The organism is Acinetobacter sp. YH12027 (assembly GCF_013420085.1).
In the GTDB taxonomy this organism is placed as follows: domain Bacteria; phylum Pseudomonadota; class Gammaproteobacteria; order Pseudomonadales; family Moraxellaceae; genus Acinetobacter; species Acinetobacter amyesii.
Genome location: NZ_VOYW01000004.1, coordinates 1 through 18,236, shown reverse-complemented (window position 1 = coordinate 18,236; position 18,236 = coordinate 1). Strand labels below are relative to the sequence as shown.

16 protein-coding genes and 2 pseudogenes are annotated in these 18,236 nt (G+C 37.1%); 10 read left to right on the top strand and 8 right to left on the bottom strand.

The genetic code is table 11. From position 1 onward, the window contains the following. Positions 1 to 21: 21 nt before the first annotated feature. Positions 22 to 3,210 (bottom strand): hypothetical protein, encoded by a 3,189-nt coding sequence (locus FTT94_RS01075; protein WP_180170065.1) that lies wholly within the window; start codon positions 3,208 to 3,210, stop codon positions 22 to 24. Between the two features lie 232 nt (positions 3,211 to 3,442). On the opposite strand from FTT94_RS01075, the pseudogene FTT94_RS16555 reads away from it, so the two are divergent. Then, positions 3,443 to 3,643: pseudogene (locus tag FTT94_RS16555) on the top strand (antitoxin). Positions 3,644 to 3,651: 8 nt separating this feature from the next. Here the strand turns inward: FTT94_RS16555 and FTT94_RS01070 are convergent. Beyond that, positions 3,652 to 5,367 (bottom strand): triacylglycerol lipase, encoded by a 1,716-nt coding sequence (locus FTT94_RS01070; RefSeq protein ID WP_306670669.1) that lies wholly within the window; start codon positions 5,365 to 5,367, stop codon positions 3,652 to 3,654. Positions 5,368 to 5,789: 422 nt separating this feature from the next. After that, positions 5,790 to 6,872: a putative zinc-binding metallopeptidase gene (locus tag FTT94_RS01065; RefSeq protein ID WP_180170064.1), complete on the bottom strand. Its 1,083-nt coding sequence runs from the start codon at positions 6,870 to 6,872 to the stop codon at positions 5,790 to 5,792. A gap of 449 nt (positions 6,873 to 7,321) precedes the next feature. Here FTT94_RS01065 and FTT94_RS01060 point away from each other — a divergent pair, with 449 nt between their 5' ends. From FTT94_RS01060 to FTT94_RS01050, 3 genes are read left to right on the top strand one after another with little or no spacing between them, the layout of a single operon-like run. Beyond that, positions 7,322 to 7,771: a ribbon-helix-helix protein, CopG family gene (locus FTT94_RS01060; protein WP_180170063.1), complete on the top strand. Its 450-nt coding sequence runs from the start codon at positions 7,322 to 7,324 to the stop codon at positions 7,769 to 7,771. Position 7,772: 1 nt separating this feature from the next. Then, positions 7,773 to 7,970, top strand: coding sequence for a hypothetical protein (locus tag FTT94_RS01055; protein WP_180035170.1), 198 nt, complete (start codon positions 7,773 to 7,775; stop codon positions 7,968 to 7,970). Beyond that, a complete protein-coding gene (locus FTT94_RS01050) occupies positions 7,967 to 8,989 on the top strand; it encodes an ABC transporter substrate-binding protein (RefSeq protein WP_180170062.1) in 1,023 nt (340 codons plus the stop codon). Before FTT94_RS01055 ends, FTT94_RS01050 begins: the two co-directional genes overlap by 4 nt. A gap of 96 nt (positions 8,990 to 9,085) precedes the next feature. On the opposite strand, the gene FTT94_RS01045 is transcribed toward FTT94_RS01050, so the two are convergent. Together FTT94_RS01045 and FTT94_RS01040 are read right to left on the bottom strand one after the other, a co-directional pair. Then, positions 9,086 to 9,754: an epoxyqueuosine reductase QueH gene (locus tag FTT94_RS01045; RefSeq protein ID WP_180116984.1), complete on the bottom strand. Its 669-nt coding sequence runs from the start codon at positions 9,752 to 9,754 to the stop codon at positions 9,086 to 9,088. A 145-nt stretch (positions 9,755 to 9,899) separates the two neighbouring features. After that, entirely contained in the window at positions 9,900 to 10,340 is a 441-nt protein-coding gene (locus tag FTT94_RS01040; protein ID WP_180116982.1) for an Rrf2 family transcriptional regulator, read from the bottom strand. A 107-nt stretch (positions 10,341 to 10,447) separates the two neighbouring features. Here FTT94_RS01040 and FTT94_RS01035 point away from each other — a divergent pair, with 107 nt between their 5' ends. The 5 genes from FTT94_RS01035 to FTT94_RS01015 all read left to right on the top strand — a co-directional run bounded on the left by FTT94_RS01035 (position 10,448) and on the right by FTT94_RS01015 (position 15,713). Further along, positions 10,448 to 11,335 (top strand): NAD(P)/FAD-dependent oxidoreductase, encoded by an 888-nt coding sequence (locus FTT94_RS01035; RefSeq protein ID WP_180170061.1) that lies wholly within the window; start codon positions 10,448 to 10,450, stop codon positions 11,333 to 11,335. Positions 11,336 to 11,806: 471 nt separating this feature from the next. After that, positions 11,807 to 12,796 carry a putative oxygenase MesX gene (locus tag FTT94_RS01030; protein ID WP_121594132.1) on the top strand — a complete coding sequence of 330 codons (990 nt, stop codon included), beginning with the start codon at positions 11,807 to 11,809 and terminating at the stop codon, positions 12,794 to 12,796. A gap of 269 nt (positions 12,797 to 13,065) precedes the next feature. Next, complete coding sequence (locus FTT94_RS01025) at positions 13,066 to 14,094, top strand: methionine synthase (protein WP_078193780.1); 1,029 nt, start codon at positions 13,066 to 13,068, stop codon at positions 14,092 to 14,094. A 104-nt stretch (positions 14,095 to 14,198) separates the two neighbouring features. Then, positions 14,199 to 14,693: a flavin reductase gene (locus FTT94_RS01020; RefSeq protein ID WP_111884696.1), complete on the top strand. Its 495-nt coding sequence runs from the start codon at positions 14,199 to 14,201 to the stop codon at positions 14,691 to 14,693. Positions 14,694 to 14,912: 219 nt separating this feature from the next. Continuing rightward, complete coding sequence (locus FTT94_RS01015) at positions 14,913 to 15,713, top strand: sulfite exporter TauE/SafE family protein (protein ID WP_180170060.1); 801 nt, start codon at positions 14,913 to 14,915, stop codon at positions 15,711 to 15,713. A 140-nt stretch (positions 15,714 to 15,853) separates the two neighbouring features. Here the strand turns inward: FTT94_RS01015 and FTT94_RS01010 are convergent, their stop codons facing one another. The 3 genes and pseudogenes from FTT94_RS01010 to FTT94_RS01000 form a co-directional block, all read right to left on the bottom strand. Beyond that, complete coding sequence (locus FTT94_RS01010) at positions 15,854 to 16,183, bottom strand: multidrug efflux SMR transporter (RefSeq protein ID WP_117007380.1); 330 nt, start codon at positions 16,181 to 16,183, stop codon at positions 15,854 to 15,856. Positions 16,184 to 16,190: 7 nt separating this feature from the next. Then, complete coding sequence (locus FTT94_RS01005) at positions 16,191 to 17,072, bottom strand: hypothetical protein (RefSeq protein WP_180170059.1); 882 nt, start codon at positions 17,070 to 17,072, stop codon at positions 16,191 to 16,193. After that, a pseudogene (locus FTT94_RS01000) lies at positions 17,069 to 17,776 on the bottom strand (isopenicillin N synthase family dioxygenase); the annotation flags it as partial. The gene FTT94_RS01005 and the pseudogene FTT94_RS01000, both read right to left, overlap by 4 nt. A gap of 62 nt (positions 17,777 to 17,838) precedes the next feature. Here FTT94_RS01000 and FTT94_RS00995 point away from each other — a divergent pair. Continuing rightward, positions 17,839 to 18,236 (top strand): IS5 family transposase (locus FTT94_RS00995; RefSeq protein WP_180170058.1); only part of this gene is annotated, 398 nt, incomplete at its 3' end.

Sequence of the window (18,236 nt, the reverse complement as noted above, 5' to 3'; positions counted from 1 at the left end):
CTTAGGCGGTCTTTTTTAGGTTTAGCTATCTGTGGTTAGATTTAATATAAGTTTGAAAATTTGCACATCTTGTTTAAAACAAAGATCTAACCAGTATTTAAAGATTAATTTGCCTTCTAGTTGATCGGGTTCAATCAGTTCAAATATTGTTTGGACAACATTTCCGTTTTCATTTTTGTAAGCTATTAATTTATCGAAGATATCCTTTGAAGTCAAAATACAATAACTCATATCAGTAAATGGTGTGCTGAAAGTTTCGCAACTTCCAATATTACAAATATATTCGCTAGCTTGATTATTTTTAAATGTAATAAAATTAGCTAAATGATCTTTGTTTTCCCATTGAAGTTTTCTTAAATATTTTTTTAATTCTGGATCACCGACGAAGAAAATTGGACTAGGCATAGATTGCGATACTGAAAGTACAACGTTTAGCAGATCATCAATGGAGTTAAATGATCTATCAAATGTTTCAGATAGATTCATAACTTTAGCAAGGATAGTATTCTTGACATTATTTTGAACAGCATCTTTTATCCATTCTTCTTCATTTGAAACATGTGAAACCTCGATTCCCTTAGCAATATATTGTTTTTGGTAGTTGTTAATTGATAAAGATCCTGAGGCTTGCTGATCTGGTATGGATGATACTTGCTGAATATCTTTGAAAAGAGATAGTGGGAAAAATTGGTTATTTTCCGCAGTGAATATATGAGAAGAGAGGATCTCCATTTCAATTAAGCGTTCCCTATCTATTTCTGCATCAATAATTCTTTGATCATTTTGATACTGTAATTGAGAAATGACTAAGTCGATAGAATGCATAAAGTTATCTTTTAATAAGTTATAATCTGCATTTTCTATAAGCGTAAAATTATGAGATTCATTAAAATGAGCATTAATAATTTGTTTCCATGAGTTGAGATCAGCGATGATTGAGTCAATATCTTGATGGCGGTAAAAACTACTAAAAATTGAAGAATACCATTTTCTTGGTAAATCCCATTTAGATATAGAAAGTGACAAGGCTAATTCGACAAAATATATTTTTAAATTATAAATACTTGCTACTTCACCCATATATACCCGACCTGATATTATTCTTTCTTTGAATATATCATTCAGAGTTTCTACAGTAGTATTTAACCAGTCGCCATACGATGAATGTCCATAAAATGGATAATCTCTTTGTCGAATAAAGATACCTAATACTTCTCCGGCATTCGAAATAGTTTTTGTTTCTTTTAGAACAGTACTCGTTAGATGGAAACGATCGCCTTTTAGTAAAGCAGTTATATATTTTTTAGCATCATTTTTTTTAAGTTTATTTTTATATCTCAATATAAAACATGCTGTTAAAATCCTTAGATCAATTTGGAGATTTTGAAATGCTAATTCATAAGCACTGTTGATAGAGAAAATTGAACCATTCAGAATAGGCAACCAAAATTTATTATCCTTTTCTTGATTTAATAAAAAGAAATTTATTAAATTCATATTCCAATTATATTCATCATTTAAATACTCACGGCTACTAAAACCTTCAAGCCAATTGTTGAGCATATCTACTCCCCATTGGATTGCTTGTGTGTTACCAAAACTTAGGGCAGATATAACTGTGGAAGCAGTTAGTTGTAAATGTGTAGTAAAGGCTAAAAGTTTTTGATTGTCTCCATAACTTCTTTTTGATTTATATTCAATATAATGCTGAATCCAACTTTCCCAAGAGGAGACAAAAGTATAAAGAATATCTTCGTAGTTATTTATTGATTTAGTATTACTTTTTATTTCAAATGAGCGCCACTTCAATAGTAGTACCCACATATTATAGCTCTCTTTAAGAAAAGTGGTTGTTTCCAATTGAGTCAATGAACTTCTGTAACCATACAATCTCTTATATAGATATAAAATTTCTTTATAAAATTCAGTGTTTATACTTATTTTTTCCACAGATTGCTGAGCTAAATGGTGATACTCTTTCATAAGGTTGTTAAAATAAGTACGTCCGAATAACTCACCAGAGGACAATAAAAGCCAATTGTCAGGTTCGTTGTTATCATTTTTAAATGATAAAGTTTCTGCTATATCCGTATGATAATTAGCAATACTGTTAATAGATTTAGAAAAAGAGCGAAAATCATTGTCCTTCAAAGCTAAATATGCAGGTTCAATGAATGTATCGAAATTTTTTAGTAGATCTTCATCATTATCTCTGTATGTAGTTTTTTTGAATGAGAAACTTAATTTAAAAATATACTGTAAGATTTTGTTGAATTTAAAATTTTTACATTTTGCTAAAGTAAAGTATCCTGTATTATTGTAACCATATTCTAGAATCAACTCACAATCTTTTAACTTATTCCTCTTAATTAAGTAAGTTTGAAAATTAATACAAAAATTAATAAGTGAAAAATTTATGTTGGATATTTCATAACCTTCATCTAGCTTTTTGTTTACTGTATATGTGTTATTTTTATCATTCCAACTGAATTGGCTTATTTTTAATAAATCTTCATTTTTATTCTTGATAAAACCTAAGCTTATAGAGTTTTTAATAAAATTGTTTTTTAACCGATGCTTGATATCATTATAGCATGCCACTTGTATTGAGAATCTTTTTATAATAATTTCTCGAGTTGAGTCATTTAGTATTTTAAATGTTTTTGTGAAAAACCATGCAGTTAGTAAAATATTAAAAGCAAACCAAGTGATTGAGGCTAAACAATAAGCTAAATAATCAATGGTACTTAAAATGGGTTCTAGAAGAAAACCAAATAAAATAAAAAGAGAAAGCCCTATACCACTTAACCCTGCAAACATAAAGCCAGAATATTTTTTATAAATTGGAAAAATTACACTGTTAGAGTGTTTGCTATTAAAAAATATGCTTATAAAGCCAACTACTAGAGGATAAACAATAGCAATTATTGTTAATTGACCACTTAGGATTGTTCCTTGCCATTCTAGTAAATTACTCCAGCTTCTAAATAAATCAGAGTAGTTGTTTTCATATTTAAAATTGAAACACAATTTTAAATATAGAGTTAATGTCAGGAAAAGTAAAGTAATAATAAGTAAGTATACTCTATAGAATGTTGACCACAGGATGATACTCCCTTCTGGAAAGCACCATTTGGTCTTTATATAAGTCTTATTTTTAAATAAAGTATCTTTTAGGTCTTTTCTAACTTTTGAATTAAGTGTATTCATAGCAAATGTTATTGTCAGATTAATATTATGATAAGTAATAATATAATTTAATTCAATGGCTTATGCTGTAAGCAACTCATTGATTAAATTTAATTACATGTCTTTTAAAAGGTCTTTAAATTGGTTGGTATTTGACTATTGTTTGCATATCTAGGACATTGCCAATATGAACAATATTATCCATTCACGCTTTGTCGCAAGCGTTTCAGACCTAAAAAAGATCCCAATGTAAGTGGTCAAAAACGGCTTTGGCGAAGCAGTTGCGATTCTCAACCGTAACAATCCAGCATTTAATTGTGTCCCTGCGGACGCCTTATGGATTTAATAGAAGACAAAAAAACTGCTTAAACTTGCTGAAGAAGCACAAACAGAAAAAACCGTAAAGGTAAGCCTAAAAGACCTACGAGGTCGAGTTCACAAAAACCGCGCTTAAAATTTCGCTTATTTATCCAAATGTTCTCTCAAAATGCGTCGTAACTCTAAAATGGCATCCGCAGACTCATGAATTGAATGTCCACCATAGAAAATCTTTTCAGACACCGCGCCATCTAAATGAGAACTTGTATAGGGAACAATGCCATCCGACATTTTGCTCGGTTCAGTACTTTGCGTCTGATTCCCCATAATAGAATGATAGGGAATATCTTTATTTGGCATGATGTCAGCAGACAACAGCATAAAACGTGATTTTTGACTTAAATCTGCTGGCCCAGACTTAATCAGACCCATAGTTGAATTTTTTGCATTTGGGATTTCAACATTGACATCATTTAAAAAACTTAAAGGCAATACCACGATTTTTTTCGCCAAATTGGTAAACCAGCGGTCTGCATAGTCAGTACCATGATGCGGTGCGGCAATGAAAATTGCACGACTAACTGGCTTCAATGGTTTAAAGACAAAACGATCGCGGATAATTGGATGACGTTGTAACTGTGTATTTTGTTCATAGTTCATGAGTGGAATAGCTTGAGCGGAAATATCTGCATCACTAACCAATAAACGACTGATGATGCCGCCCATACTATGTCCGATAATGACAGCATCTTGAGCCGAAGGCGTATTGGGCTGAACAGTTGCAAATGCCTGTTTGAGTAAAGCATTGATTTGAAAACGACTCTCAAATATTGGCATATTGGTTGAGTAAAACACTTGCCAAACTTGGTAATGATTACGTAGTTTTTGATCACCCATAATATTATTGGTCAGGCCGATCCACGTTTCAGGACTGCTGGCTAATCCGTGAACCATGACAATAATCTTTTTATTGGGTTGATAGGGCTCTAACATAAACACATGTGGCATGCGCAAATGTTCTTCTTTATTCAGAAGTGTCCAATAGCCAGATTGTCCTAATTTATTTTCGGCTAACCAAAGTCCATAAGGCACAGAATAATTGGCTGTTAGCGTATAGGACTGAGATTCAATTTTTGCCTTTTTAAATTGATAGGGATTAAATAATTCAACCTTAAAGTCTGATTGCGGCGACAAAATTTCACTAATGCTGCTATTGGTCTTGGCAGGCTCGGCGATCGCACTGACAGATAAATAGCGTGCTGTATGGATATTGGGGTTGGATTTATTTGAATAATATTGTTCAGGATCTAGTACAAAAGGCTGCGCAGCAGACAGATCCGTAGCTTTTTTGACTAAGACAAATTCAGAACCAATGCCTTCCTGACGGTTAATGGTTTTTAAGCCTGAAAAATTAAAATTATAGCTCGACAGTAATTTATCAATGTCCGCATTTTTGATTTCAGGATAATGCTCATAGTTAAAATGATAAAGCGATGAACCCAGCATTAAACTTTCAGGCATTTGCTGATAGTCAAAACGGGTAAATGATGAGGTGATTAAACGTGATAAAGCCACATTATAAAAGGTGCGGACTTGTCCCTGACGCAAATCAAATAAGCGTTCCTCTGGGGCTTGAGCGGATTTAAATAGATAGACATAGCTGTAGCGCAGACTGAAATCAAAGTCTGCAAACTGCTGATCCATACACATTTTTATTTTGCTTGATGCGAGTTTTCCGCTGTGTTGTTTTAAGCTTTTTTTGCATTGTGGATTTTGATCGGCGCTTAAAGCACGTGCCATGTACAGCTCACTTGCTGCGGCATAGACTTGAGCAATATCTAAAGTTTCATTGTTACGCATTTTGTGAATACAGTTTTCAAGCGCATTTAAACAAGATTGGTCGCTTTCATTCACCATTAACAGGATTTGATGGCTAAATGTACTGAGCTTTTGATGGGTTAATATGCTGTCTGTTTTATTATTTAGTGACGCACTGAGTTGATTTTCTTGTAATTAGACCAATTGGCATCCACTGAGCAAACTCAGGCTGATGATACACATAAAACGAGCGGGTAAATGCGTGAAAGGCATCATTGGAAAGGTCACAGGCATCTATTTTTTGTTATTTTAACCTTTATAAAATAGTAAAAATAGGGCAGGTGTTACAGCGCTCAATCCAAGAAAATTACTACGTATACATCCTTTCTATAAGCTAATGTACGAATGCTGTAATACAGAAAAGTTGATCTGAGGTTCAAACAATATCACGTATTAAATTTAATCTAATTGTGCTGCTGATTTTTTAAGGTCATGTTGAGCAGTTTGTGGTGAATGAATCGTAATTTATCCAATACTGGATTCGACAATGTAAATGGATATGCATCATCTAAGCCCATGCTGCGGTTCAACGCATTTAAATTAAAGGTCAAGGTCATCCAGTGTTGCAGTAGTAGGTCAAAATCCTGAGCGCCAATCGGGTTTTCTTTTAATTCTAAATTATTCAAATTTGACTTATTGGTTTTGACCACTAATCCTGCATAATAGGCTGTTTCTAGGGTGTCCATCATATGCAAATAATGCGCCCATGTTTCCGCCCAATCTTCCCAAGGATGCGTACTGGCATATGAACTGACATAGTAATCCGCCCAATTTTGTGGCGCACCGTCATTATAATGTCGTTTCAAAGCTTCACTATAATCTTGTCGTTCATCACCAAATAGTTCCCGAAATTCATCAATCAGCTCTGGGTGTAAATGTTTGATCAAATCAAAATAATAATGACCGCTTTCATGTCTAAAATGACCTAGAAGTGTACGGTAGTTTTCACCCATTTTTATGCGCGTTGTTTCACGGTAAATCACATCTGCTTCACTGGCATTCAAGGTAATAATGCCATTGGCATGACCGGTCATCACCGGCGCATCTTCCGTGGGCATGAGAAAATCAAAACGCAGCCCAAAACGGTCATCTTGACTGCGTTTAGGACGCGGCATGGTATTCAGTTGCTGCATTAAATACAAAAAACGCCGTTTGGCATGTTCCAATCGTGCCCAGTACACAATATGGTCTGGGTTATCTAAGTTGGGAATGGTATGTGTCAGTAGGCAAGATTCACAATAAATTTCTTCACTGTCGGCAAGCACCATCCAGTTGCATACCTGATGATGCTGATAATTATGACAAGGTTTAAAGCGTTTTCCCTTTATTTCAGGATTTAACGCAAGCCACAGCGTAGTGCTGTGCTTTTCAAAACAGCCCATTTGCTTTTCAGAGGCAATATAACCCAGCGCAGTCTGACAATTGACACAGTGTGAATTGGCAAAAAAGATTTGGTTAGAACATACCGCGCAACTGAAATACTTCATAGGCGTTGAGTGATTAATAGAATGATCAATCAGTATAAATGATGTTCAATGTTGATGAAATAAATTGAACTTCGAGTTTGTTGCATGTCGGTCAATGCTCTTGTTTAAGAACAACGATTTTTTAGAAATAGTCCTTCATCAAAAGACACATCGCAGCAATAGTGCAAAGGGGTCTCTACGAGTGCATTTTTTGCACAAATGATGAACAATAAAATCTAAAAGAAAGCTAAAAGTCCAAAAGAATCGATCATTTTTCATATTCCTCACTTGGCACAGTTTCTGCATTTCTAACGATATTACGAAATAAATATTTTGTATTACTCAAACAGGAGATGCATATGAACCACCATCAATCTGCAACATTTCTGCATCAATTAAAGCAATTTTTTATTGAGCTACTGAGCGCCCGTGCGGGTTTCTATATTCAGCAAAAAAAATAAGGAACAACAGTGCCTAAACAAAAGCTGGCGCGTATCAGTATTACTGTGCCTGAAAAAACAGTCGATGCTTTGGATCAAAAAATTGTCGATCAGCATTATGAAAGCCGTTCTCAGGCCATTGTCGACATGATCAATAAGCATCTGATTGCCGATCAGGAGCTACGCAATGAAGTGATGGTCGGCACGTTTACCTTACTTTATGACGCAAGTAGTACGGCGCTACGTATTCAGCTTTTAGATTTACAGCAGCAGTTTTTAGAACAAGTGGTGAGTTCGCTGCATATTCAACTCGATGACCACAAAATTTTAGAAGTCATGATTCTGCAAGGCGTCAGTTCAGAGCTCAAAGTTATCAGTCAGCATTTTTCAGCACTTAAAGGTGTGATTAAAGGACATTTGGAGTTGATGGACGCTGTAATGCCGCCAATTCCGCAAAATGCAAAGGATTTAGGAGTTTAAAATGGGCCAATTATATCGATCACAAGATCAGTTTAAAGATCAAATCACAAACCAAAAGCAAGCACATGCTAATGCAGCCAACCATAGACCAAATCGTGCAAAGCGTAATGCTCAATCTGTCAGTAATCCGAATACACCATCGTTTTTGAACACCAATACCAAATTTAACTGTAATGCCATCGGGGAAATCGAACTATGATCAAAAAATCCTGCTTATCTGCATCCGTTGTGACCGCTATCTTACTGGGGGGGTGTGACAATACAGCCAAAATACCTGAACCAAACGCGCAAGCAGAAGGCACAGTCAATACAAAAGCCATCACGATCGGCTATAGCGACTGGCCTGGTTTTGTCGCATGGCAAGTTGCTATTGAAAAAGGCTGGTTAAAAGAAGCCGGTGTCAATGTAGACTTTAAATGGTTTGATTATTCAGCCTCACTATCTGCATTTGCTGCAAATCAGTTGGATGCCGTTTTGGTCACCAATGGTGACAACTTAGTCACAGGTTCTGGCGGCACAAAAGGCGTCATGATTATGGCGACGGACTATTCTGCGGGTAATGATGTCATCATTGCTAAAGATGGCATCAATAGCTTAACTGATTTAAAAGGAAAAAGTGTCGCGACAGAAAAAGGCTTGGTTGATCATTTGCTTTTGGCGACTGCGTTGGATGATGCAAAAATTCAAGCCTCTGAAGTAAAGTTGGTCAACACCATGACTAATGAGCTACCACAAGTATTTGCAAGTCCTGATATTGCAGCGATTGCCGTGTGGCAACCGGTTGCAAATCAAGCGCTGAAAGCAGTTGCTGGCTCTAAAATCATTTATACATCGAAAGATAAAGCCGGTCTGATTTACGACACGTTAACCGTCAATATGACGCATTTATCTGCCAACAAAGAAGAATGGAAAAAAATCATTCAAGTTTGGGATAAAACGGTTAAATACATCAATGACCCTGCAACGCATGCCGATGCAGTGAAAATCATGTCAACCCGAGTTGGTGTTGACCCTGCACAATATGAACAGTTTATTGGAGGCACACATTTATTGGACTTGGCTGCCAATAAACAAGTCTTTAAAAAAGGTACAGGATTTGATTCACTTTATGGCTCGAGTTATCACGTGAACAAATTTAATGTTGCCAATGGCATTTATAAAACCGAAATGGATGTCGATGGATCAATCTATCCAACGTTGGTTGAAGAACTGAAATAAGTTGAAATATAGCTAAAAAAAGCCCTGAATGATGTAAAAATTTCAGGGCTTAACAACATCAAATTAATATCCATAAAAAATAACGAAGGGCAGAACTCAAGCTTCTTCATCCATCGCATTGGAATAAAACTTCACACCCAATTTGATTCGGTCACGGCCTTGGCTCATACGCCAGCGGTTGGTATCGCGCAGTGAATACACACAGCCGCAGTATTCCTGCTGATAAAATTCTTCTTTTTTACTGATTTCCAGCATGCGTACAGCACCGCCATTTTTACGCCAGTTATAGTCCCAATAGGTTATTCCGTCATAATGTGAAGCCGAACGATGACCACAGTCATTAATCTGCTGCATATTTTTCCAGCGTGAAATACCCAGTGAACTGCTGATTAGGCTAAAGCCATGTTCTGCTGCATATAATGCCGTACGTTCAAAGCGCATATCAAAACACATGGTACAGCGGATACCTTTTTCAGGCTCATTTTCCATGCCTTTGGCGCGTTCAAACCAGTTGTCTGTGTCGTAATCACAGTCGATAAACGGAATATTGTGTTTTTCTGCAAAGCGGATATTTTCCTCTTTACGGATTTCATATTCTTTTACTGGATGAATATTGGGATTGTAAAAAAAGATCGAAAAATCAATACTAGATTCAATTAAAGTTTCCATGACTTCGCCAGAACAGGGCGCACAGCAAGAATGCAATAAAAGCTTGTCATGACCTGTTGGGAGCGTCAGTTTCTGACGGTCAAGTTTGTTAGACATAATCATAAGCTATAAGTATAAACTTTATATTTTAGCGATTCATGGACATATCAAAGCTCGAATATGCTGATTTTTTCTAAGTTGGAGCTGAGTCAGATTCAGTATAGCGACTTAAAATTGAAATCAATTTGAAGATGCATTTATTTTATTTAGTGTTCATCTGCTGATTCCATTCAATCTGAAAATCATGCGCCAATTGGTCTAATTGAGTTGCTTTAAGGTTTTTAATCAGCACTTCTTGCGCTTCAAAAAAGACATGATCAAGTGCCCGATTGACCACCAGTTCTACCAAGCAATCTGGCTGCATATTTTCATTGCCAATGGCGAAAATAGAAGGTTCACCGACAGCAAGGTAAATGTCATACAGCGAAATGTCATGCAGAGGTTTAATCAAACTCCAGCCGCCACCAGGGCCTTTCTCAGAATCAACAAATCCATGTTTTTTTAAGCCAGACATGGTTCTACGCACCACAACAGGATTTGTTTCCAGCATTTCGGCAATCTGATCTGAAGTGAAAGGCTTATTTTCACGTGCCATGTGCAGCAGGACATGCAGCATTCGTGAAAGTTTACTGTCTTTACGCATGAGGAAATAGATGATTAGGGTAATTAATAGATTGTAACATTAAAAGTTTCTTATAAGCATATTAAGTGATATAGTAACTTTTAAAGTTACATATAGGCATTATGAATATGAATTATGAAGTTGTGATTATTGGTGGTAGTTATGCAGGGCTTTCTGCAGCTTTACCTTTAGCACGTGCGCGCCGCCGTATTTTAATTATTGAGGCAGGGCAACGTCGTAATCGTTTTGCTGAACATTCACATAATTTTTTGACGCAAGATGGCCGATCACCAAGTGCTATTGCAGCAGAAGCTAAAGCACAATTAGAAAAGTATTCCACGATTTCATGGCTTGCTGAAACGGTTACAGATGTAAAAGCGCTTGATGGAAAATATTTAATTGTTGCAGGTAATCAGCACATTCAAGCTGAAAAAATGATTATTGCCACTGGCGTACGTGACGAATTGCCTCAAGTTGATGGTTTGGCCGAACGTTGGGGGAAATCTGTTTATCACTGTCCATATTGTGATGGTTATGAACTAAATTTAGGTGAAGTCGGCATGCTGGTATCGGGTATGCATTCGTTACATATGGCATTGATGCTACCAGATTGGGGTAATACAACGCTGTTTTTAAATGATGCCATTAGTGCAGATCAATTGGATGATGAGCTATTAGCGAAGCTTTCAAAACGTCAAATTCAGATTGAAACGCGCAAAATTTCACGTATCGAAGGGCTTTGTGAGGTAATTTTTGATGATGGTGAAAAAACAGTGCTTGACGGTTTGTTTGTTTCAACTGTGACTCGTTTGCAAGCAGATTGGATTCATCATTTAGGTTTAGAGATTGACTGCAATGAATATGGCGAGGCCATTAAAACTTCGCCAGCCAAGGAAACAAATGTTAAAGGGATCTATGCTTGCGGTGATGTGACCCGTTCTGGCGGTTCAGTTGCATTATCTGTAGGTGATGGAGCAATGACAGGGATTGTCGTGCATAAATCTTTTATTTTTTAAAGTATTGGCATAGCAATTTACAAATATAGGGCAAGTATCTAAATGATAAATTTGGGTACTTGGACCTAAATATAAGAAATGAAAATCCAGTTAATAATTTGATCTTTTCTCAGTTTAAGCTGAGTTTAATTCACTTAGAACGATAAATAATCATATTCTAAAAGCGGACATACTTATCGATGATTTTCATTTTATCCTAAAAAATCAGTAGAATATAGATATGAATACTTATTAAAAAATATCATAAAGCATTGTTTATATTTAATTTATTTTAAAATTATTTATATCCAGATTATTTTTAAAATGCTCTCATCGAGCCAAGTTGAAATATATTCATCCTATAAAATTACCAAACATGAATTTCACTCACTTTGTATTGAGGTTAAATCATTTTTATTCATCTTAAGATTCACGTATAAATTACTCCATACAGAAATTTTGATTATTTTAATTTTAGGGTTGTGAATCTCCATGAGTAATAAATTTGCATGTTCAATCAAACGTATCCGCTTTGATGAAAACTATAAACCAGCTGACAATACACGTTTAACAACGAACTTTGCTAACTTGGCGCGCGGTGAGCACCGTGAAGAAAATCTACGTCGTACATTGGCAATGATCAATAACCGCTTCAATACTTTGGCCAGCTGTGATAACCCAAATGCGGATCGTTATTCACTTGAAATTGACATCATTTCCGCTGAACTCGATGTAGAGGGTAATGGTCAAACTTTCCCGTTTATTGAAACTTTAAAAAGCACCATCATCGACCATAAAACCAATGAACGCATTGAAGGCATGATCGGCAACAGTTTTTCATCGTATGTACGTGACTATGACTTCAGTGTGGTATTACCGGCACTCGGCTGCAAGTTCAATGAAAAACCTGAAGATTTTGGCGATTTACATGGCAAGCTATATCAACATTTGATCAATTCAGATGTATTCAAAGCTGAATTTAAAAAACAACCTGTAATTTGCTTAAGTGTTTCAACGACAAAAACCTATTACCGTACTGCAAATGTGCATCCGATCTTAGGTGTGGAATACACCAATGATGATCATTCACGTACCGATGACTATTTTGCAAAAATGGGCTTAAGCGTTCGTTACTTCAAACCTGAAAATGCGACTGCGCCATTGGCATTTTATTCAGCAAATAACTTGCTCAGCGACTATACAGATTTCGAACTGATCAGCGCGATCAGCACCATGGAAAGCTTCCAAAAAATCTATCGTCCTGAAATTTACAATACCAATGCGGCTGCAGGCTTGGTGTATCAACCAAGCTTAAGCTTTGGCGATTACTCACTAACCCGTATTGTGTATGACCGTGTTGAACGTGGTCAGTTAGCAGTTAAACAGGGCAAATGGACAGAAGAGAACTTTATCCAGCCATATAAAGACATTCTGAATGAGTGGGCGGCTAATTTTAGTATTGAAAATGCAGATGCAGCTTAATTTTAAATCATGAGTGATTTAAAGCAGCTGTTTTAAAGAATATGTTTCATGCATCAGTTAATTTGTGATCAATATTTATTTCATAAAGAAATTTCCCTCTCCTTTTAAGGAGAGGGTTAGGGAGAGGATTTATATGAAAATCTCCCTCATCCTCTTGCGGAGCATGCTCCTCATCCCAAAGGGAGAAGGGACTCTCAATATGAATTTAATAATCAATTGATGACATTTTGTTTTTGCGAAATTTAGAATATAGAGATAGAAGATCGAATATGGCCATTTTACTCCCAACTTCAACTGCTGGCAGCTTACCTAAACCATCTTGGCTGGCTGAACCTGAAAAATTGTGGTCAGCATGGAAACTTGAAGGCGAAGAATTATTAGATGCAAAACGTGATGCGTTGAAATTATCTTTGCATGAACAAATCCATGCAGGCATTGATATTGTCAGTGATGGTGAACAAACCCGTCAGCATTTTGTGACCACATTTATTGAACATCTTGAAGGGGTAGATTTCGAAAAGCGTGAAACGATGCGTATTCGAAATCGTTATGATGCAAGTGTCCCGTCTGTGGTGGGCGAAGTATCGCGTAAGAAAGCAGTGTTTGTTGATGATGCAAAATTCCTACGCAGCCAAACCAATCAGCCGATCAAATGGGCACTGCCTGGCCCAATGACGATGATTGATACTTTGTATGATGGTCATTACAAGAGCCGTGAAAAATTGGCTTGGGAATTTGCTAAAATCCTGAATCAAGAAGCGTTAGAGCTTGAAGCGGCAGGCGTAGACATTATTCAATTTGATGAGCCTGCGTTTAACGTATTTTTTGATGAAGTCAATGACTGGGGTATTGCGACCTTAGAGCGTGCGCTTGAAGGTTTGAAATGTGAAACTGCTGTTCACATTTGCTATGGTTATGGCATCAAAGCCAATACCGATTGGAAACAGACTTTGGGTAATGAATGGCGCCAATACGAAGAATCATTCCCGAAACTGCAGCAATCTAAGCTCGATATTATCTCGCTTGAATGCCAAAACTCTCGTGTACCGATGGATTTAATTGAACTGATTCGCGGTAAAAAAGTGATGGTTGGCGCAATTGATGTAGCAACCAATCAGGTTGAAACAGCAGAAGAAGTAGCTAATACATTACGCAAAGCATTGCAGTTTGTAGATGCCGACAAGCTATATCCTTCAACAAACTGCGGTATGGCGCCTTTACCTCGCCAAGTGGCGCAAGGCAAACTAAATGCGTTAAGCGCAGGCGCTGCCATTATTCGCCAAGAATTGACCGCATAAATTCGAGCTGACTCAATTTCATGTAAGGGCAATAAGGAAATTAAATTTGCTATTGCCCAAACCTGAGAAAGAGATAAGCCATATAGACCATTGAGATTGAAGAGATGATTGAAGCAACTGATTTTAGAAATGCAATGTCTTTATTGACGACTGCAGTCAACGTGATTACGACTGAGGGCGAAGCAGGCATGCATGGATTTACAGCATCAGCAGTATGCAGTGTGACAGATACACCGCCAACTTTGCTGGTTTGTATGAATCAATCATCTCGTTCTCATGCGCATTTTCTTGAAAATAAAGTTCTGTCTGTCAATGTTTTGGGCGCACAGCATGAGCAGATTTCCAATGCTTTTGCTTCAAGCAAATTCAATTCGGAAGAGCGGTTTAAATTGGGTTCTTGGACCACATTAGAAACAGGTTCACCAATATTAAAAGATGCTTTGGTCAGTTTTGACTGTCAGATTGAACAGATTCAAGAAGTGGGTACGCACAGCGTGTTTATGTGCCGTGTGGTCGCAATCAAGCAAAGTCAGCAGGAGGAAAGCTTGGTGTATTTCAACCGTGCTTATCATGCTGTGGGTCAAGTGGAGTTGGCTTAATCACTTCGTAAATTATTTATAATCAATATTAGATTTCTTGCCAAAGTCAAAAAACATTCAGAATGTGATTTTAAATGAGTAACTAAAAGTTGCTTCTCCCTTTGTGATGAGGAGCATGTTCCTCATCCTTTAAAAAAGAGAGGGAACATTCATTATTCACCGAATGATAGTACATATTTGATTTATACAAGATTTCTCTTCATTTTAAATCGGTATATTGTGGAACTCATTACTTTCTTAATTATTGGTGCATTTGCTGGTTTTGCTGCAGGGCTGTTTGGCGTCGGTGGCGGTACTATCATTGTGCCATTGCTCTATATTGTTTTTAGCCAAATGGGCTATAGCCCTGATGTGATTATGCATTTGGCGCTTGGTACATCTTTGGCTACGATTGTGGTGACATCGATCAGCTCCTTAATGGCGCACAATAAAAATGGCGCTGTGATTTGGCCTGTATTTAAAAATTTAGCTCCGCCAATGGCGATTGGCTGTTTTGCAGGCGCCGGCATTGCAGGATGGCTGTCAGGTTTACATCTGCAAATGATTGTCGGCGTGTTTTTACTTTGGGTGGCTTATACCATGTTTATGGGAGCAAAAAAGCCAGTCCATCCCAACAAAACACTGCCATCTACAGCTAAACAAATTGCAGCAGGTTCGGGTATCGGCGTTGCATCTGCCATCTTCGGGATTGGCGGCGGCAGTATTACGGTGCCGTATTTAACGGCAAATGGCGTGGTGATGCAAAAAGCGGTCGGGACGTCTGCCGCTTGCGGTTTACCCATTGCCATTGCTGGTGCATTAGGCTTTATGTTTTTTGGTATGCAACAGCAAGTTGAAATTCCAAATACCATTGGCTTTATTCATATCTATGCCTTTTTGGGCATTAGTGTGATGAGTTTCTTTACGGCTAAATATGGCGCGAAAACTGCGCATGCGCTTTCACCAGCAGTACTGAAAAAATGTTTTGCTGTGCTGTTATGTATTGTTGGATGCTTTTTTCTAGTGAAAGGCATTTTATAGAAGCCGACTGATCACAGTTAATTCATTCGAAACGTATGCTCTAGTGTGCAACAGCAAGCTAGAGCATTTTTATCTATAGTAATTTAAGTCTTTAAAATTTCAGAGATATTATTTAAAAACTACATTACAAAACTGACATTTCAAAGCTCTGTACTCTTAGAAAAAACATTGATAATCACAATACCTAATAAAATAAAGGCCAAACCAATCATGGCAGGCAGGTCTAAATTTTGTTTAAACACAACCCAGCCCACACATGAAATAAGCACAATGCCTGCAGCGGACCACATGGCGTAGGCTAAGCCCATGGGAATCGATTTAAAGGTCAAACCTAAAAAGAAGAGCGCAATGGCATAGCCCAACACGGTAAAAATAATCGGCACAAGTTCAGTAAAGCCATTACTGGCTTTTAAGGCGGATGTAGCAATCACTTCGGCAATGATTGCAATAAGCAAATAAATAAACGACATTGATTTCCTATAGGCATTCTACTGCATGATGTAAGAGATGCTGTTTTTCATTTCGTAACCAATCTGTACTTTCTGTCGTGGTATCAGTGTGATGCTGAAATGCATAATGTGGAACATAAATATCCACCTCAAATATCAGCTGTATTGCTTGACCGTTAATAATTAGGTTTTGCTTTAAATGTGTTTCATCAATAAATTCAAAATGATCAAAATTAAGTGATTGATCTTGCTGAGAGGAAGTCGTTGTATAGTACTTATGCAGACCATCTACAGCGATGGATACTTCAAAGCTTTCAATCACCTTTTCATATATAGTAGGTGCAGATGATATGTTGATGCTGGCAACTGTTTGCTGATCTGCAGGTAAACGACTCAGTGCAAAGGCCACATGCTTATCACAAATAATTAAACCGCCATCCATCTGCAAAGGTTGATGATTTTCTACATCGAGGGCTGACTGCAACCGCAGGCCTAAAAACAGCCCTTCATGAACTTGCTGACGCCAGTCTTCGACATACGCATTGCTTGGAGAGAATTCTAAAATACAGTTGCCAATCGCATGCAACTTGGCAGGTTCTGGCCATTGCACATGATTTTGATAATTTGAGTGTGCTTTAACGTCCCAAGATAATAATTGTTGTTTAGCATCCCAAAGAGTGTTGCCAATCCAGCCTTGACGCTCATTTACTGGCGTATTTTCTTGGCTTTTTAAACGTAGATCGATGGTGAAACTACGTGACTGAAACCAATACACAATGGTTTTTTCATCCGTTAAACCATTTGAAAAACTAATGCTTTTACGGCGAAAAGCACCATACAAATAGTCTGGAATAGGACCTGAAACCTCTTGGCTGGCTGGAAGCTGTGCTAAAGCCTGAAATAGATTCATGCGCTTGCTCCTTGTACTTCTGTATTTTCATCCATACCAAATGATGACAAAGGCACAGCATTTCTTAGACTCAGCTCTCCTGAAGCGATACGTTTTTTGAGATAACTAAAGGTTTGCGCGGTTTGATTAAATAAATGCTCACCGCCAATTAAGGGCTGATATTTGGGCGCGTCAGTAGAATGTACTGGCTCAATGATCGTGTCGTAATTACAGGCACAGAACAGAGGAAAAGAGTAGCGCTCTTCAGAGACTTTTTTAACACGGTGTTTGGTGGCCAGATATTTGCCATTCGACAAAATTTCCATCATGTCGCCAATATTCATCACCAAGGTATTTTCAATCAATGGAATATTCATCCATTCACCTTGTTTATTTAATACCTGTAAACCCGGCGCTGTCGGCAAGAGCAGTGTAAAACACTCATAGTCTGTATGTGCGCCAATGCCTTCTGCATCTTGTACTTCAGGGTTATAGGGATAATGGATTAGACGCAGTTGGCTGGTCGGATGAGTAATTTTGTGATCAAAAAAATGCTCATCAACATTCAATGCTAAAGCAAAGGCCTGAAAAATCTGCTCACTAATACTGCGTAAATGGTGGTAATAATCACTGACTGTACTTTTAAATGTGGCATCATCTGGCCATAAAGTAGGGCCAATTAAAGGAAATGCCTTAGTTTCGCCATGATAGGGTCTGTTGACATTTGTTGATTAAAAAAATAGCGAGATAGTAAAATTAAATCGCCAAACCCAATTTTACACTCGCTATGCCTCGAACAATGCTAAATGATCAACACTGGTCCAAGTTACTTGCTATTTTCCGTCACTTTAATATTTATCTCAAATTAAATTTACGGAATTTTATTGAAGCGATTTTATTTCGAATTAGAACAGGCTGTCCTTGGCGTGATTTACCTCAAGAGTTTGGTAAATCAAATTCTATTTTTAAGAAATATAATCGATGGTCTAAAAATAGTAAGTTTATGAATATTTTTAAATTATTCAGCCAGCATGCTGATAAAGAGTGGATTTTTATCGATGGGAGCCATGTACGAGCGCATCAACATTCAGCTGGTATTAAGAATCAAAGTATTTCCAAAAGTATTGGTGGTAATAGTTCAAAAATACATTTAGCAATCGATTCAAATGGTAATCCTATTGAATT

What these genes read in the sequence shown, in the direction of transcription:
- FTT94_RS01075 (WP_180170065.1), bottom strand. Translation starts at nt 3,210, where the DNA reads ATGAATACACTTAATTCAAAAGTTAGAAAAGACCTAAAAGATACTTTA.
- FTT94_RS01070 (WP_306670669.1), bottom strand. Translation starts at nt 5,367, where the DNA reads ATGCGTAACAATGAAACTTTAGATATTGCTCAAGTCTATGCCGCAGCA.
- FTT94_RS01065 (WP_180170064.1), bottom strand. Translation starts at nt 6,872, where the DNA reads ATGAAGTATTTCAGTTGCGCGGTATGTTCTAACCAAATCTTTTTTGCC.
- FTT94_RS01055 (WP_180035170.1), top strand. Translation starts at nt 7,773, where the DNA reads ATGGGCCAATTATATCGATCACAAGATCAGTTTAAAGATCAAATCACA.
- FTT94_RS01050 (WP_180170062.1), top strand. Translation starts at nt 7,967, where the DNA reads ATGATCAAAAAATCCTGCTTATCTGCATCCGTTGTGACCGCTATCTTA.
- FTT94_RS01045 (WP_180116984.1), bottom strand. Translation starts at nt 9,754, where the DNA reads ATGTCTAACAAACTTGACCGTCAGAAACTGACGCTCCCAACAGGTCAT.
- FTT94_RS01040 (WP_180116982.1), bottom strand. Translation starts at nt 10,340, where the DNA reads ATGCGTAAAGACAGTAAACTTTCACGAATGCTGCATGTCCTGCTGCAC.
- FTT94_RS01035 (WP_180170061.1), top strand. Translation starts at nt 10,448, where the DNA reads ATGAATTATGAAGTTGTGATTATTGGTGGTAGTTATGCAGGGCTTTCT.
- FTT94_RS01030 (WP_121594132.1), top strand. Translation starts at nt 11,807, where the DNA reads ATGAGTAATAAATTTGCATGTTCAATCAAACGTATCCGCTTTGATGAA.
- FTT94_RS01025 (WP_078193780.1), top strand. Translation starts at nt 13,066, where the DNA reads ATGGCCATTTTACTCCCAACTTCAACTGCTGGCAGCTTACCTAAACCA.
- FTT94_RS01020 (WP_111884696.1), top strand. Translation starts at nt 14,199, where the DNA reads ATGATTGAAGCAACTGATTTTAGAAATGCAATGTCTTTATTGACGACT.
- FTT94_RS01010 (WP_117007380.1), bottom strand. Translation starts at nt 16,183, where the DNA reads ATGTCGTTTATTTATTTGCTTATTGCAATCATTGCCGAAGTGATTGCT.
- FTT94_RS01005 (WP_180170059.1), bottom strand. Translation starts at nt 17,072, where the DNA reads ATGAATCTATTTCAGGCTTTAGCACAGCTTCCAGCCAGCCAAGAGGTT.